This window comes from Streptomyces sp. NPDC087906, from assembly GCF_055584925.1.
The window spans coordinates 200,204-214,324 of sequence record NZ_JBVJLC010000009.1; the positions used below are offsets into that span (position 1 = coordinate 200,204).

Here is a 14,121-nt window from a genome sequence, read left to right on the forward strand (position 1 = left end):
CCCGGCGGCGGGGAAGGCAAGGAGACTTGCCGTTCTGGCAAGACGGCGGGGGGAGGGACCGGCGGCCGGTCCCTCCCCCCGCGCTTTCTCAGTGCGGCAGTGGCATCAGGTGAGCTTCACCTGCTTGTGCGCCGACGTGCTCGACGTGAAGTTGGCGTCCCCGCCGTAACTGGCGGTGACGGACGCCGTGCCCTTCTTCTTCGGCAGTGTGATCGAGAAGCTGAGCTTGCCCTTGGCACCGGCCTTCAGCGTGACCTTGTGGGTGGTGGTGGTCCCGCCGACCTTCGCCGTGACGGTGACCGTGCCCGTCGGGTACGCGGCGGCGCTGTGCCCGCCGACCGTCACCTTGACGGTCTCGGACTTGCCCCGCGCCAGCTTGGTCTTGGACAGGGTCAGGGTGACGGACGACTTCGCCTTGGCGACGGTGAGTTTCTGCGAAGCCGTACCGCTCGGGTCGACGGAGTCGCTTCCGTCGTACCGTACGGACACCGTGTGCGCCCCCACCGACAAGGTGGCCGGGAGGGTGAACTTGCCCGCGCCCGAGGCGCCGAGCTTCGCCGACAGCTTGCCGGTGCCGTAGTTCACGGTCACCGTGCCGCCGCTCGCGCCGGCCACCGAGAACACCCCGGAGACCGCGTGTCCGTACGAGGCGGACTTCGCCGACAGGGCCATGGCGATGGAACTCTGACCCTTCGTCAGCACAAGCTGCACCGTGTCGGAGACGGACGCGTCCGTGGTGGGCGTCGCCGCCAGGGCCGCGGTGAAGGCGTGCGTACCGGCCTTGAAGCCGGCCGGCACCTTCAAGGACGCCGTACCACCGCTGAGCTTCGCGGTGCCGAGCGCCGTCGTCCCGTCGGAGAAGGTCACCACCGTACCGTCGACACCGCCCGTGACAGCGGCCTTCAGTGTGACGCTCTGGCCGATCTTCGGAGCGGCCGGTTCGAGGGTCAGTGTGGTGGCCGTCGTCGCGAGTACGGCGATGCCGGCGGACTCGGTGAAGCCGGAGCCCGCGCCGACCGCGCTGATCGTGGCGGCCCCGAAGGGCTGGTCCGCCGGGATCACGGCCGGGAACGAGACCGTCCCGTCGGGCCCGGCTATCGCGCTGCCGAGCACGGTGGAACCGATGCCGAACGCCACACTCTCGCCGTCGCGGTAGCCCGCGCCGCCGAGCGTGACCGTACCGCCGGGCGCCGGCTTCGTGTCGTCCGCCGTCAGTGTGCCGGGGTGCGCCAGCGCCTCGTGCTCGGCGCAGACGTCGCCCTGCACACCGACGGGCGGTGCGACGGTCGCCGTGCCGGTCACCCCGTCGTCCTCGCGCACCGTCATGGTGCCGAAGTCATGGCTGCCCAGCACCGCTTCGGTGGAGTTCGAGACGCCGAGCTTGTACGCGGTGCTCGCCGTCGTACCCGCCGTGGTGTCACCGCTCACCGGGATGTCGAGGACCTGGCAGGTCGTCCCCGGGTCGAAGGTGACCTTCTGCATGGCGAGTCCGACCTTGCCGGTCGCCGACCCGATCGCGGTGAAGTACGCCGAGACGGGCGTGGTGCTGGGCTTCGAGAGATAGACGGCGACCTCGTCGGCGCCCGGCCCGTTGCCCTCCTCGGCCGTGCTCGGAGCGACGTTGACCGTGGGCCGCGTGTGCACACTCGCCGTGCCGAGGCCCTTGCTGTCGAAGCCGAGGTCCGACAGATACACACCGCCGGTCGGTACACCGTCCACACCGACGGCCGCAGTGAAGCTGACGTTGGTGACATGCTTCAGATCGAGACCCGCCGCCGCCAGCGTCGCCGTGGGCACCGACACCTGCTGGAGCACGATCTTGCCCAGGTTGGTCGACGTACCGCTGGCGGGCATCCTGGTCACGCCCCACTTGTTCAACTCGGAGACGAGGCCGGTCCACTTGTGCCCCGCCGAGTCGGTGACGCCCAGCGTCATGTCCGTACCGGCGGTGACGCTCTCGTCCGGCGACATGGACACCGTCAGCTCGCTGTACGCCGACACGTTCTGCTTGGCGGCCGGCAGCGTCACACCGAGTGCGCCGGTCGCCGCCGTCCAGGTCAGGTGGGTCATCACGTTGAGCGGGACGTTCGGCGCGAAGGACGCCGGAGTCCAGTGCGGCACCTGCTGATTGCTCAGCGTGGAGCCCGGGTTGGTGCAGTACGGGTACGGCTCGGGCACCGTACGCCCGTACTTGTTGGCGCAGACCGTGGCCGTGGCCCCTGACGTGGTCCCGATCAGCGGGCTGGTGGTCTTGAACGAGGTGATGTCGGAGCGCTTCGAGGCGGGCTGCTGCGCGACCGTCCGCACATCGGCGAAGTCGGCGACGGACGGCGGCAGTTCCTGCGAACCGTCGAACATGCCGTCGAACTGGCTCCGGCCGCCCAGCGTCGACTCGAAGAAGCCGGAGATGTAGGCCGCGCCGACCTGGTACTCCTGCGCCGCCGTGAGCCGGATGTTCTTGCCGGACGCCAGCGCCTTGGCGCTCGTGCCGCACACCGCGTCGTCGGCCGCCGACCAGTCGTCCGAGGCGGCCGGGGAGGGCGGGGTCCAGGCGGAGTTGAAGAAGTTGTGGTCCGTGCCCATGACCCAGAGGTTGGAGCGCAGGACGTTGTCGGAGAAGGCGTCGCGCGAGTCGGCGAAGAAGTGCTGGCCCTGCTGGTCGGAGACGTCGCCGTCGCAGTACGGCAGCAGCGTCGTCGTCATGACGTCCGGCAGGGTCGTACGGGTGAAGTCGATGGGGGCGAGCGGGAAGACCGACTTGATGTTCCACGGCTCGGGCAGCGCCTCGTTGAGGGTGCCCGCTGTGACGACACCCTCGCCGCCGCGTGAGTGGCCCATCAGCCCGATCTTGCTGAAGTCCATGGTGCCGGCGAGCGAGGTGGCGCTCAACGTGCCCGCCGGGTAGGTCGACTGACCGGCCGTCAGGGCCTGGTCGAAGGTGACGTCCTGGTCGGTCGCGGCGTCGTGGTAGCTCACCGGCTCCCCGGCGTTGACCTTCTTGAGCATGGTCAGCGTGTCCAGGACGAGCTGGCCGCGGGTGATCGCGCCGTCGTCGGGGGAGAGCTGGTTGTCGTTGGCGTTGATCGCGTTGGCGGAGACCGAGACGACGGTGTAGCCGTCGGCGGCCAGGGCCTCGGCGGCGGCGTCGTAACCGGCGTAACTCAGGATCGGCGTGGTGCCGGCCGGGCAGGGCCAGCCGCTCGCGCCCCTGAGCGTCGTGGTGTTGTAGCAGGAGCTGTGCCGGCCGTGCAGGAAGACCACCAGCGGGTGCGGCTTCTTGTCGGTCGGTACGTAGACGCGGCCTTCGAGTTCGCCGCGGATGCCGCCGATGTCGGCGAGCGGAACGGACTGGGCGCCGAAGTTGTAGTCGGCGATGGTGTATCCGCCGGTGCCGATGGTGGTCGGGTCGTCGGACGTCGTGCCCGAGCCGCCGATCTCGTTGGGCACGGCCTGCGAGGTGAGCTTGCGCTGCGCCTTGGCCTGCGCGCTCGCCGAGGGCAGCGTGGTCGGCCCGACGGCTGTGCTCGAACCGCCGCTAGACCACTGCCAGGTGATCTTCTTGGCGGTCGCCACGGAGGTGTCGGGGGTCGCGATCGTCAGCGTACGGCCGTCCGCCGACTCGGCGGCGGGGCCGAGATCGGTCCCGTCGGCGAAGAGTTCGGGTACGTCGTCCTTGACGGGCAACGGGGCTTCCAGCGTGAGCGATACGAGATAGCCGCCCGCGCCCTGGGTGACGGTCCACCCGTCACCCGAGGCGACGACGGACGAGTCGGCGGCGGACGTCGTCGCTGCGGATGCGGCGGATGCAGCGGATGCGGCGAATGCTGCCGGGGCCGACGCGATCGACAGCGCGCCCACCGTCAGCAGTCCGGCTATGCAGCCGGCGAACGGACGCAGAAGCGTCCTGGTTGGTCTGGATATCTTCACTTGTGCTTGACCTCACTCCCAAGCGCCGAGCGGCGCGGAGACAGCGATCGGTTCGACAGCCGGGAGAAAGGTTGACACCGCAACTAGGTGAAATCGATCAGGAAATCGAAACGTTCCAGCCAATTGATCACGACGTAACGCTATAAAGGACAAGTTGGCTTATTTCACTACACCCGCACCCACCCGCACCGAGGTGTCGCCGTGCAGCCGTCGTCCTTCCTGTACGTCCTGAGGAGCCTGCTGGCGAGCGCGCACGGCCGGCGCCTGCACGTCCGAGCCGCGCTCTGGGCGGCCGGATTCACGGTCCTGCTCCTGCTCGTGGGCTCGTGGGTGATCGTCCCGATCGAGGAGTCGGCGCCGCACGCCACGATCACCAGCTTCCCCCGGGCGCTGTGGTGGTCGATCGAGACGGCCACCACGGTCGGCTACGGCGACTTCTATCCCGTCACCGCCTGGGGGCGAGTTATCGCCACTTTGGTGATGCTCGTGGGGATCGCGGCGTTCAGCATCGTGACGGCGGCCATCGCGACCTGGTTCGTCGGCTCGGCGGCGCGCCGGGTGCGCGCGATGGTCGCGGACGCGGGCCATCTGGAACAGCGGGGGAAGGCGGACGCGAGTGAGGAGATCCGCGCGCTGCATGAGCGTTTCGATCGCCTGGAGCAACTGATCAGGGATCCGCGTACGTGAGGGGAGAACTGCGTACGTAAGCGGAGAACCGCGTCCCGCACCCGTCGGGAATACAGTGGATGGAAGCGTTGCGAAAGGCGGTACCTGCCGTGGAATCTGAACGTGCCAGTCGATTGGTCGCCGCGCTGCGCGACCGCGGGGTGATGGCGCATGTGGCCGAGACGGGGGTCTACGAGTTCGGAATCCGGGTGGTCCTGGATCTGAATGTGGAAGCCCTGTGGGACATGGGCGGCGGCTCCGGTCTCGAAGCTGAGGTGCTGAGCGAGGGCGGCCTCGTCGGATTCGTACCGCATATCCCCGGCTCGGAGGATTTCACCGATCAGGAGTTGATCGACGCCATCGCGGCGACGGACTATTCGACGGAGGGGCTGCACCCGCCGACGGACGGCGGTGCGGGCGATGCCTCGCCCGCGCCGACGGCTCCTACCAGCAAGGATGCGAAGGCGGGCAGGCACAGAAGGCGCCCGTGGCACCGCTGAGAGACCCTGATGTCGTCACAGCCCGGGAGCACCCCAGACGGGAAACCAGCGGGCGAGATCAGGCTCGATCCGCAGATCGGCGCCGAGCGCCGCCCGCACCTGGAGTTCGAGCTGGCTGTCGCGTTTCTCCGTACTGCCGGGCAGTGGAGCGAAAGGGAAGAAAGCGCCTCGCTTGTAGAGATAGACGAGCGCGAGAGGCTGTTCGCCGGTACCGTCCGCGTCATTGCGGAAACCGAGCAGAGAACAGAGGAGCTGCGGCCCGAAGCCCGCTGCTTCGAGTGACGTGTTGACCGCGTGCAGATCGGTCACCAGAGCCGAGATGTCATCGGGCGCGCGCTGGGCGAGAAGCCAGTTGTAGCCGTACGAGTCGCGGCTGAACCGTACCGGGGAATCGTCGGCGGACGTGTCGACGTCGAGCAATTCCCCGATGTCCTGCCGAATGCGCGCGAATTCACCGCCCTCGACACCGGCGAAACACACCGAGCCCGCCCCGGTGGGCCGGAATCCGGTGCCGGCCTCAAGAGTGAGCGCGGCGGACGGCAGGGCGAAGAGCTGGTCAAGGTTCGGCTGGACCGGCTTGCTGCGGCCGAGGATGGTGTCGAGAAGGCCCACGGGTACGGACTCCTGCCTGGTGATGGTCTTGGGTCCTGCACGGTTCACGCGCGGCCGAGGTCGTCCGAGATACGGGCGAGCTGGTCGAGGCGCTGCTCAAGGGTCGGGTGCGAGGAGAACAGCCGGCCCAGGCTCTCCTTCGACGAGAACGCGGGGATGAAGTACAGCGCGTTGTACGGCTCGGCCTTCCGCAGGTCCTCCGTAGGAATCCGCGCCATCTGGCCACTGACCTTCGTCAGCGCCGAGGCCAGCGCCGAAGGCCGGCCGGTGAGCAGGGCTGCCGCCCGGTCGGCGGACAGTTCGCGGTAGCGCGACAGCAGCCGGGTCAGCAGAAAACCGATCACATACACCACCGCGCTGACCAGCGGAATCAGCAGCAGCGCCAGGCCGAGGGGACTGGAGTCGCGGTTGCCGCCGCGGGCCAGCCCGCTCCAGAGCGCGACCCGGGCGATGAGTCCGGCGAGGACCCCGAGGAACGACGCGATGGTCATGACCGCGACATCGCGATGGGCGACATGCGACATCTCGTGCGCCAGCACGCCCTCAAGCTCGGCGGGCTCCAGCCTGCGCAGCAGCCCCGTCGTTGCACACACCAGCGCCGTACGCTCGCTGCGCCCGGTCGCGAAGGCGTTCGGGAGGTCACTCCGCGCTATGGCAACGCGCGGTTTCGGCATGTCGGCGAGCGCGCAGATCCGGTCGACGGCTCCATGCAGCTCGGGCGCCTCTTCGGGGGTGACCTCGTGGGCCCCCATACTCAGCGCGGCGATCTTGTCACTGAAGAAGAACTGCGCCGCGAACAGCGCGCCCGCGACAACCACGATGATCAACCAGGCACCCTGCAACACGGCGAGCAGGACACCGACAAGCACCACGTACAGCAGACCGATCAGAAACATGGTGGTCACCATGCGCGTGGTCAGGCCGCGGTCCGGGGTGTAGCGACTCCGCGTCATCATCATCTCCTGTGCGATTACCCCCGCACGGTCAATTCTCCTCCTTCTGTCACTTTCCTGACCAAAAAGCTGTGAACGGGTCGGCGACGGACTGGCGCGTCCGGTGTCCGAAACGCCCCTACGAACGATCGACGAGGGGCCGGGGAGACCTACTCCGCCGAAGAGACCTCACCGCCGATGCCCGTCTCGTTGCCGTCGGCGTCATGGAAGACCCACTTGCACACCGCGCCGTGCTTCTCCATCTCCACCGGCAGCAACCCCCGCTCGGCGATCCGCGCGACCTCGGCATCAGGCTCGTCCATCCAGATCAGACTCACCGCGCCACCGGCACGCTTGGTGTCCTGGACGATGTACACGTACCGGTTCTCGGCAAGCTGCCAGACCGCTTCGATGTCGTTGGGGTAGAAGCTCGGCTCCGCTCCCAGCAACTGCTTGTACCACTCCAGCGCGCTCGCGTAGTCACGCACCGCGATCCCCGCGAAAATCCCTACGGCCATGGCCGACTCCCACTCTCGAAACACTCCTGTACGAACACCAGACTCCCGCACCCCCCAGGACTCATCGGTCAGCCGTACCCCCAGCAGCCTGACCTCGGTATGGCGGACAGAACCTGTCCGCAAGGGGTGAAACCGTGTCGTCCACACCACAGCCCACACCGCCCCCACCCAGAACGGAGCCCCCCGATGAGCCGCCACATCCAGGTCACCTTCGACGCCCACGACCCCAAGGCCCTGTCGACCTTCTGGCGCGAAGCCCTGGGCTACATCCACCCGGCCCCACCCGGAGTGGACCTCCCCGAGGGCGCGGACCCCCTGGCCGCCTGGGACGACTTCCTGGCACAACTCGGCGTCCCGGAGGCGGAACGCAACACCAGGTCAGCCATCGAGGACCCGGAGGGTCACGGCCCCCGCGTGTTCTTCCAGCAGGTCCCGGAGGACAAGGTGGCCAAAAACCGGGTCCACCTGGACGTCCGAGCCGCCCCCGGCCTCCAGGGCGAGGCCCGCATGGCAGCCCTGGAATCCGAATGCACCCGCCTGGTCTCCCTAGGAGCCACCCGCCTCCACCGCAGCGACCCAGAACCCCCACTGAACGCGGGCTTCATCGTCATGACAGACCCGGAAGGCAACGAATTCTGCCTGGACTGACCTACGCGACCGCGACCCGTACGCCGAGGTCAGCCGCCGTACGGATCGACCAGAGTCATAGGCGTGTGCGCCACGTCCAGGGCCTGCTGCGGGAAGCGGGGGCCGGCCGTGTAGTAACGGGCCCGGGTACGTCCGACGGGCACCAGGATCTGGGCGGTGACGAGATCGCGTAGGTCGCGTTGCGCCTGTTGCAGACTGAGGCCTTCAGCATGCTCGTAGCGAGAGCGACGGATGCGCCCGGCCATGGCCACGTCGTGCAGAGCGGTCACAGCTCGCTCATCCAGGTGGGTCGATTCGGCGAAAGCCGCGAGCTCGCCCCAGACCCGCCCCGAGCGATCGAGGCGACTCTGCACGGTCTGCGCCTGCTGGTGGTACGCGGTGAGGTTGAAGCGAACCCAACTGGAGACATCCTGGTCGGGTAGGTACACGGTGCCGCGGCTGTTGAGCTCGCGGTAGTACTCCCATGTGTTGCCCGGGCGCCCGAGCCAGCCCTCGATGGAGGAGAACTCCGGGGCGAGAACACCCTCACGAGCGATCATGAGTGTCTGCAGGGACCGGGACATCCTGCCGTTGCCGTCGGCCCAGGGGTGGACCGACACCAGATGCAGGTGCGCCATGGCGGCCCGTACGAGCGGGTGGGAGCCGTCGTCGTCATTGAGCCAGTCGACAAGTTCGCCCATGAGCGCGGGGACATCCCCGGCGTCGGGTGCGGTGTACGTGGCGATGCTCGGATCGCGGGTGTCGGTGACGTACACCGGGCCTCGACGCCACTGGCCGGCGGGTTTGCGCGGGCTGTGGCGATGCCCCTGGAGCATCCAATGGAGGGCGTTGAGAAGGCCTTTGCCGTAACTGAAGTCCGCGACGTCGTGCAGCGTCTGCACATACGTCATCATCCGCTGATAGGCGAGGGTCTCCTCGCGGTTCTCCTCGGAGACTTCGACGTCGCGCTCACCCTCTATCAGGTCCTCGACGTCGACGGTGGCGACCTTGAAGCCCTCGATGGAGTTGGATGCAGCCACGGCGTCGGCAGTGAGAAACTTCCGCAACCCCGCGGTCCACTTCGCAGGCGTTACCCGCACTTGGTGCCGCAGGACCTCGCGCATCTGCCCGATGGCGTCGAGGACGCGCTCGTCATCAGAAGTAAGAGCGGGAGTCGGGTAGAGCATGCACCAACGATAGATTGACGTAATCACCACGTCGAATGATCGTCCGTGCCTGTGCCGACGACTGGGCGGTGATATAAGCAGAACCCAAGCTGGGGGGCTGCTCGGTCCTTCGGTGATCGGCTGCCGTACCCGTGGGGGGTTCTCTCAGTCATGTCGCGCACGCCTGCCTTCAAACCGCCGCGCAATCTGTACGTAAGACCGCGGTTGAAGCCGACCAAGGGGCTGTCCCTCGCCGTCACCGCGTTGCTCGCGCTGTGCGCCGCGACGGACGTGTTCTCGATCGTCGCGCACGTCAACATGTACAGCCTGCTGGGCGGCGTCTCGGACGGCGGGTTCGCCTGGTACACCGTGGAGGACGGGGAACGGGCCGACCGGCTGGTCGGCCTCGCCTCCAGCTTTTACGTGTCGGCGCTGAGCGCGACCGCCGTCGTGTTCATCATCTGGTTCCACCGGTCCCGCAAGAACGCCGAGGTCTTCGTCCAGGACATCCGGGGCCGGTCCGCCGGCTGGGCGATCGGCGGCTGGTTCATCCCCCTCGGGCAACTCTGGATACCGCACGGCATCGCCTCCGCGTCCTGGGACGCCAGCACCCCGACCAGGCCCGACGGATACCGGAGCGCGGTACCGCGGACGCCGCTGACCGCGTGGTGGGCCACGTGGATCCTCTCGCTGGTCCTCGCCAGACTCGGCTCGGCACTGGGCAGGTCGGACAACCTCGACACGTACCGGCAGTCGGTGGGCCTCATACTCGCCGCCGACGCCGCCGACATCGCGGCCGCCGCCCTCGCGATCCTCTTCGTACGGAAGCTGACGCACATGCAGCACACCAAGGCGGCAGAGGGACCGTACGCGACCGTCTGAACCACAAAGGTCGTTAACGCCGGGGCGAAGGCGCCGAGTTCACACCCCGGCTCGCACCGCACCCTCCGGCCACACCACATCGACCGGGACGCCGGCGGCGCGGGCGTCCACGACCACGTCGGCCGTGCCGCCGCCCTTGCCGCCCGGCGGTCGGCCGTTCCAGACCGCGACCAAGCGATCGGCGCGCTCCAGGGGTACGCGGTTGGCCGCCTCGTACGCCTCTCTGCCGGCCATATCGAAAGGCATGGTCAGTACCTCGTCGGCGGCATCTTCCTCCGTCACCCATGACGGGACCGGGGCGGGGCGACTGGCGCCCCGGAGTCGACAGCCTCCGCGGTGTCACCGCGGACCTGTGGCGCCGACTGCCCCCAGCGGACTGGCACGCTTCCTCGCCGAGGACTGGTGGAGCTGTCGGACGGCCGCTCGCTGGAGGTGGGGGCCATGGTCAACTGCGTAGGCGCGAACACGGACTTCCGGTGCTCGGGACAGCGGGCCGCTCAGCAACCGGTATCGCCGTCAGGGGTCGGGGCGTTCTGCTGGCGGAGTCGGTGCTGTTCCAGGACGTCGTCGAGTGCGTCGCGCATCCGGGCGAGTTCGTCGATCTTGCCGGCGATGCCGTCCCGGTGCTCCCGGACGCGTGCCCACGCGTGGTCGGAGTGGTCCGCGCTGGGCGTGTCGACGCACGGCAGGATCTCCGTGATGGCGCTGCTGGCGATGCCGACCGCGTAGAGGGACTGGCGGAGTTCCACTCGATAAAGGTCCGTCTCGACGTAGACCCGCGTTTCGCCGTCGAAGCGGTCGCGGCCACCGCGGACGCCGTCGGGGGCGCGCGTGTCGGCATCCGACTCTCGCCGGGCGCGGGCCTGTGGGATGCCGTCGACGAGGACATCCCGGAGCTGCACGGCGCGCTGCTCACCGCACTGGCACCCTTGAACCTGGCCTACGTCCACCTCACCGCCTCCACGGACCAGCAGACGCTCCTGGGGCTCCGCTGCGTCTGGCCGGGCGCGCTCGTCGTCAGTCCGGTGCACCCGGCGGACCCGGTGGCGGCCGACCGCGCGGCTGCCGAGCGCTGGCGCGGCCTCGGCGCCGACCTGATCCGCTTCGCCCGCGCCTACCTCGCCAACGCCGACCTGGTCGATCGGTTCCGCTCGCACCTGCCTCTGCGCAAAGGCGACAACGGCTACCTCACCTACGCGTCGTACGAGCACTGAGCTTGCTGCCTACCTCGTGGTGGCAGAACCGGGGATCAGAGGCAGGTACTGAGGACGGTGCACAACCCCGCCGCGCCCCTGAAGTGGTGGGCCACCATGCCGAATTCCCTGACGACTTCGACGTTCTCGCCGGTGTCGTCGACGAACAGGCAATCGATGGGCTGCGCGTCGACGCGCTCCGTGGCGGTCAGCAGCACTTGCAGATCGGGTTTGACCAGACTGATTCGGGCCGAGTAGCCCTTGTCCGCGACGAAGCGGCCGGACCGGGTCCGGGGCCGTCCGGGCCCGGACCCGATCCGGCCCAAGAGGTTAAGTTCATCGGTCAGCCCGTTGCGCGAGCGTCCGAGTGCGTGTTCCTTGAGCCTCCTTTGGCCGCAGTGTGCTGGTGGGCTCGCACCATGGTGAAGACGATCGCGACCAGCCAGTACGCCTCCGCCTGCCACTGGGCTGCGGCCGGGAGGTGGTCCCAAATGCCGTCGGCCCAGCGGGCGAAGCTCCCGTGAACGGTCTGTCACAGGCCGAATTGCTCAGGCCAGGCCCCTGGAAGGCCAGCCCGTCCGGCGCCACCGACCACGAAGCCGCCCCACAGGTGGCAGCAGGGGCTTGAGAAACGCCCAGGCGCTGTCAGTAATCTCCCCAGGCTCGCATCCGATGATCAATAGCGCGCCCCGGTGATCTGCGGGGTTCAATGTCCGGTCAAGTGGCCTAAAGGTTTAGTCCTGTTCGTTGTTCGTCTTGGGCACGCAGCGCGTGGCCCTGCCCCGCGCGCCGACAGATCTCGCCCCAGCGGGTGTCGCAGACAAAGGCCGACGGGGTGCCGGCGAAGACTCTCCGAGAGGTCTCAATTGCTGATGGGTGAGGAAACTCCAAAGGTGGACTGGGCAGTTGGTGACGATGACGGCCATCAGGTGATCTTGTCAACGTAGTTGCGGCCCGATCCGCTGTGACGGTCCGCGTCCTACTGGAGGGTCACCTGACCCTGCGAACCTGATGTCGAACGACCGAGCGGGTATTCACTTTTCCGTGGAATGATTGTGCGAGATTTGAATATCTTTTCGAAAAGGCTTCTTTGGTCATTCTGAGAGTATTGTGTTCGCAAGGTGGCGAGGTTCCTATAAGTCATGCTTCAATAGTATTAGAAGGGTGTAATCGGGTCTAATGACAGCAGCAATGGTAACGGCTTGCGCCAGCATCCTAATTGCCGTCGTGGCCTACTGGCTGAACCACCAAGGAGAGGCTCGTAGATCTCTTCAACAGGCACGAATCGACAGGGTTAGCAGTCAACTAAAAGACCTTTACGGCCCACTTCTCGTTCTCGCGGAAACAAACGAGAAGGCGTGGAATGAATACCGGAGAAGATACATCGAGCCAGTTGGCGTAATTTCAGTCGGAAGTCCGTTCCCGGAAGTGGAAGAGATGCGATGGCGTACGTGGATTAAATCGGTGTTCGCGCCGATCGCCCAACAAATAAGAGAGATTATCACGGCACAGGGGGATTTGATCATCGGGATCGAAATGCCTCCGGTGGTTCTAGAATTTTGTGCTCACACGGCGACCTATCAGGCCCTTATGGAGGATTGGGAGGGCGCGGGTCACGATAAGTCCACTTTGATTCGCCATCCTGGGTCCAATTTTCTGTTTTATGTCCGAGACTCGTACGCCGCGCTGAAGGCGGAACAGGCGCTCCTGCTTAGGGCGGCGCGTGAGTCCGGCTGATTCGAGTCTGACGATGAATCCACCACCCAGAAGGGCATCGCTATGAAAGTATTTCTGAGTTGGTCAGGGGAGCGTTCAAAGAAGACTGCTGAAGCCCTGTGGTCCTGGTTGCCAGACGTACTTCAGTATGTTAATCCCTGGCTCTCTAGTCTGGACATCTCCGCAGGGAGTAGAGGGGTTCGAGAGATTACTGATGAGCTTTCCGAAACGAACTTCGGGATCATCTGTGTAACACCAGAGAATCAAAATTCGACTTGGATCAACTTTGAGGCTGGAGCTCTCTCTAAGCAGGTTGACGGGGGCTATGTAATTCCGTTCCTAGTGGGTATGAGGATGACCGATCTAATCAGCCCTCTTAGTCAGTTCCAGGCTATCAACGGTGGCAGCATGGAAGACGCACAGAAATTTCTGTTCGACATCAACGATACTGCAGGAAATTTGGCAATCTCCCGTGAAAGGCTAGAGCGAGCATTCCAGAGAAGCTGGCCGGATTTCGAGAGCATTGTAAGAAACATCAAGGAAACAGATGGTCTATTGGATTCCGTGCGACGCTCCGAAGCTGATATGACGGAGGAGATCCTTCTCATTTCTCGCCAACTTGACCACCGGATGGCCGAGATCGAGAGGTGCGAACTACGAGCGGACGGCACATCGAGGCGACCGCCTCGAGAAATTCGCCGTATCAGCGAAGAGAAGTTCATTTCGTTGTCATTCGCTAAGATTGGCTGGGAGGCTCTCAGTTCCTCTTGGGAGGGTGAGAATGTGACTATTGTGGTGCAAAGCTCAGGCCGGCCTTCGCAGTCGATTTCGCGTGACTTTATCGAACGACTCGCAAAATCTCTTGGCCGGGAAGTAATCGTATTCGGGGAGTCCGGGAAGGTCATCGTTCGCAGCAGTCGCGCCTGAATCCTTCCTGGCGGAAGGCTTCGTGAATGTCGCCCCATGTTTTGGCGGAACGAGCTGGATGGCGTCCTTGCGGTTGTCAGCGGTAGGGGATGATCACGTGCGATGTGCCGTGTTGTCGGTGGTCAGGTGGCGCCAGGAGCCGACCCGTCCCAGTCAACTCACTAAGTCCCTGTTCGGAGCCCCTTTGCACCGCTGGTGCTAGGTTCGCGGACGTCGCCAGTACGAGATGCCCAGGAAGAGTCGACTCCTGGCAGGTGTTACCACTAAATGTGGTACGCAGCGGAAACAGCATCCTGCACGCTATTGTCGGTCCAGATTGGGTTTGCAGCCCGGATATCCGGCACGATCCACGGCGGAGCTGCCATAACCGGGATAACGATCAACCCGCCGACTGGACATGGCCGTTAAGAACCGTCCGCTTCCTTATATTCGGAACTCTTTTGTGACCTGTTTCG

The 14,121-nt window shown here is 66.0% G+C and carries 14 protein-coding genes and 1 pseudogene; 7 read left to right on the forward strand and 8 right to left on the reverse strand.

Annotation, left to right across the window (positions count from 1 at the left end):
- Positions 1-105: 105 nt before the first annotated feature.
- Positions 106-3,927: an Ig-like domain repeat protein gene (locus ACZ63I_RS25405; protein ID WP_469341299.1), complete on the reverse strand. Its 3,822-nt coding sequence runs from the start codon at positions 3,925-3,927 to the stop codon at positions 106-108.
- A 201-nt stretch (positions 3,928-4,128) separates the two neighbouring features.
- Between ACZ63I_RS25405 and ACZ63I_RS25410 the strand changes: the two genes are divergently transcribed.
- Both ACZ63I_RS25410 and ACZ63I_RS25415 read left to right on the forward strand, forming a co-directional pair.
- Positions 4,129-4,614 carry a potassium channel family protein gene (locus ACZ63I_RS25410; RefSeq protein ID WP_469341300.1) on the forward strand — a complete coding sequence of 162 codons (486 nt, stop codon included), beginning with the start codon at positions 4,129-4,131 and terminating at the stop codon, positions 4,612-4,614.
- 89 nt (positions 4,615-4,703) lie between these two features.
- Positions 4,704-5,093: a hypothetical protein gene (locus ACZ63I_RS25415; protein ID WP_469341301.1), complete on the forward strand. Its 390-nt coding sequence runs from the start codon at positions 4,704-4,706 to the stop codon at positions 5,091-5,093.
- A gap of 15 nt (positions 5,094-5,108) precedes the next feature.
- Here the strand turns inward: ACZ63I_RS25415 and pspAB are convergent, their stop codons facing one another.
- The 3 genes from pspAB to ACZ63I_RS25430 all read right to left on the reverse strand — a co-directional run bounded on the left by pspAB (position 5,109) and on the right by ACZ63I_RS25430 (position 7,155).
- The gene (gene pspAB / locus ACZ63I_RS25420) at positions 5,109-5,705 is read right to left on the reverse strand and encodes a PspA-associated protein PspAB (RefSeq protein WP_469341375.1); all 597 of its coding nucleotides are present in this window, start codon (positions 5,703-5,705) and stop codon (positions 5,109-5,111) included.
- Between the two features lie 44 nt (positions 5,706-5,749).
- Positions 5,750-6,664, reverse strand: coding sequence for a zinc metalloprotease HtpX (gene htpX, locus ACZ63I_RS25425; RefSeq protein ID WP_469341302.1), 915 nt, complete (start codon positions 6,662-6,664; stop codon positions 5,750-5,752).
- Positions 6,665-6,807: 143 nt separating this feature from the next.
- Positions 6,808-7,155 (reverse strand): VOC family protein, encoded by a 348-nt coding sequence (locus ACZ63I_RS25430; RefSeq protein ID WP_469341303.1) that lies wholly within the window; start codon positions 7,153-7,155, stop codon positions 6,808-6,810.
- 186 nt (positions 7,156-7,341) lie between these two features.
- On the opposite strand from ACZ63I_RS25430, the gene ACZ63I_RS25435 reads away from it, so the two are divergent.
- Positions 7,342-7,803 (forward strand): VOC family protein, encoded by a 462-nt coding sequence (locus ACZ63I_RS25435; protein WP_469341304.1) that lies wholly within the window; start codon positions 7,342-7,344, stop codon positions 7,801-7,803.
- A 29-nt stretch (positions 7,804-7,832) separates the two neighbouring features.
- Here the strand turns inward: ACZ63I_RS25435 and ACZ63I_RS25440 are convergent, their stop codons facing one another.
- Positions 7,833-8,969 (reverse strand): Fic family protein, encoded by a 1,137-nt coding sequence (locus ACZ63I_RS25440; protein WP_469341305.1) that lies wholly within the window; start codon positions 8,967-8,969, stop codon positions 7,833-7,835.
- A gap of 150 nt (positions 8,970-9,119) precedes the next feature.
- On the opposite strand from ACZ63I_RS25440, the gene ACZ63I_RS25445 reads away from it, so the two are divergent.
- A complete protein-coding gene (locus tag ACZ63I_RS25445) occupies positions 9,120-9,830 on the forward strand; it encodes a DUF4328 domain-containing protein (protein ID WP_469341306.1) in 711 nt (236 codons plus the stop codon).
- Positions 9,831-9,869: 39 nt separating this feature from the next.
- Here the strand turns inward: ACZ63I_RS25445 and ACZ63I_RS25450 are convergent.
- A pseudogene (locus tag ACZ63I_RS25450) lies at positions 9,870-10,100 on the reverse strand (hypothetical protein); the annotation flags it as partial.
- A gap of 227 nt (positions 10,101-10,327) precedes the next feature.
- Complete coding sequence (locus ACZ63I_RS25455; RefSeq protein ID WP_469341381.1) at positions 10,328-10,732, reverse strand: MerR family transcriptional regulator; 405 nt, start codon at positions 10,730-10,732, stop codon at positions 10,328-10,330.
- Between ACZ63I_RS25455 and ACZ63I_RS25460 the strand changes: the two genes are divergently transcribed.
- On the forward strand, positions 10,670-11,044 hold the full coding sequence (locus ACZ63I_RS25460; RefSeq protein ID WP_469341376.1) for a hypothetical protein: 375 nt from the start codon (positions 10,670-10,672) through the stop codon (positions 11,042-11,044). The genes ACZ63I_RS25455 and ACZ63I_RS25460 overlap by 63 nt on opposite strands.
- Positions 11,045-11,079: 35 nt before the next feature.
- Here the strand turns inward: ACZ63I_RS25460 and ACZ63I_RS25465 are convergent, their stop codons facing one another.
- Positions 11,080-11,349: an HAD-IA family hydrolase gene (locus ACZ63I_RS25465; RefSeq protein WP_469341307.1), complete on the reverse strand. Its 270-nt coding sequence runs from the start codon at positions 11,347-11,349 to the stop codon at positions 11,080-11,082.
- A gap of 901 nt (positions 11,350-12,250) precedes the next feature.
- Between ACZ63I_RS25465 and ACZ63I_RS25470 the strand changes: the two genes are divergently transcribed.
- Entirely contained in the window at positions 12,251-12,760 is a 510-nt protein-coding gene (locus tag ACZ63I_RS25470) for a hypothetical protein (RefSeq protein ID WP_469341308.1), read from the forward strand.
- 42 nt (positions 12,761-12,802) lie between these two features.
- Positions 12,803-13,666, forward strand: coding sequence for a toll/interleukin-1 receptor domain-containing protein (locus ACZ63I_RS25475; RefSeq protein ID WP_469341309.1), 864 nt, complete (start codon positions 12,803-12,805; stop codon positions 13,664-13,666).
- The last annotated feature ends 455 nt before the right edge of the window (positions 13,667-14,121 follow it).

What these genes read in the sequence shown, in the direction of transcription:
- ACZ63I_RS25475 (WP_469341309.1), top strand. Translation starts at nt 12,803, where the DNA reads ATGAAAGTATTTCTGAGTTGGTCAGGGGAGCGTTCAAAGAAGACTGCT.
- ACZ63I_RS25445 (WP_469341306.1), top strand. Translation starts at nt 9,120, where the DNA reads ATGTCGCGCACGCCTGCCTTCAAACCGCCGCGCAATCTGTACGTAAGA.
- ACZ63I_RS25440 (WP_469341305.1), bottom strand. Translation starts at nt 8,969, where the DNA reads ATGCTCTACCCGACTCCCGCTCTTACTTCTGATGACGAGCGCGTCCTC.
- ACZ63I_RS25435 (WP_469341304.1), top strand. Translation starts at nt 7,342, where the DNA reads ATGAGCCGCCACATCCAGGTCACCTTCGACGCCCACGACCCCAAGGCC.
- htpX (WP_469341302.1), bottom strand. Translation starts at nt 6,664, where the DNA reads ATGATGATGACGCGGAGTCGCTACACCCCGGACCGCGGCCTGACCACG.
- ACZ63I_RS25430 (WP_469341303.1), bottom strand. Translation starts at nt 7,155, where the DNA reads ATGGCCGTAGGGATTTTCGCGGGGATCGCGGTGCGTGACTACGCGAGC.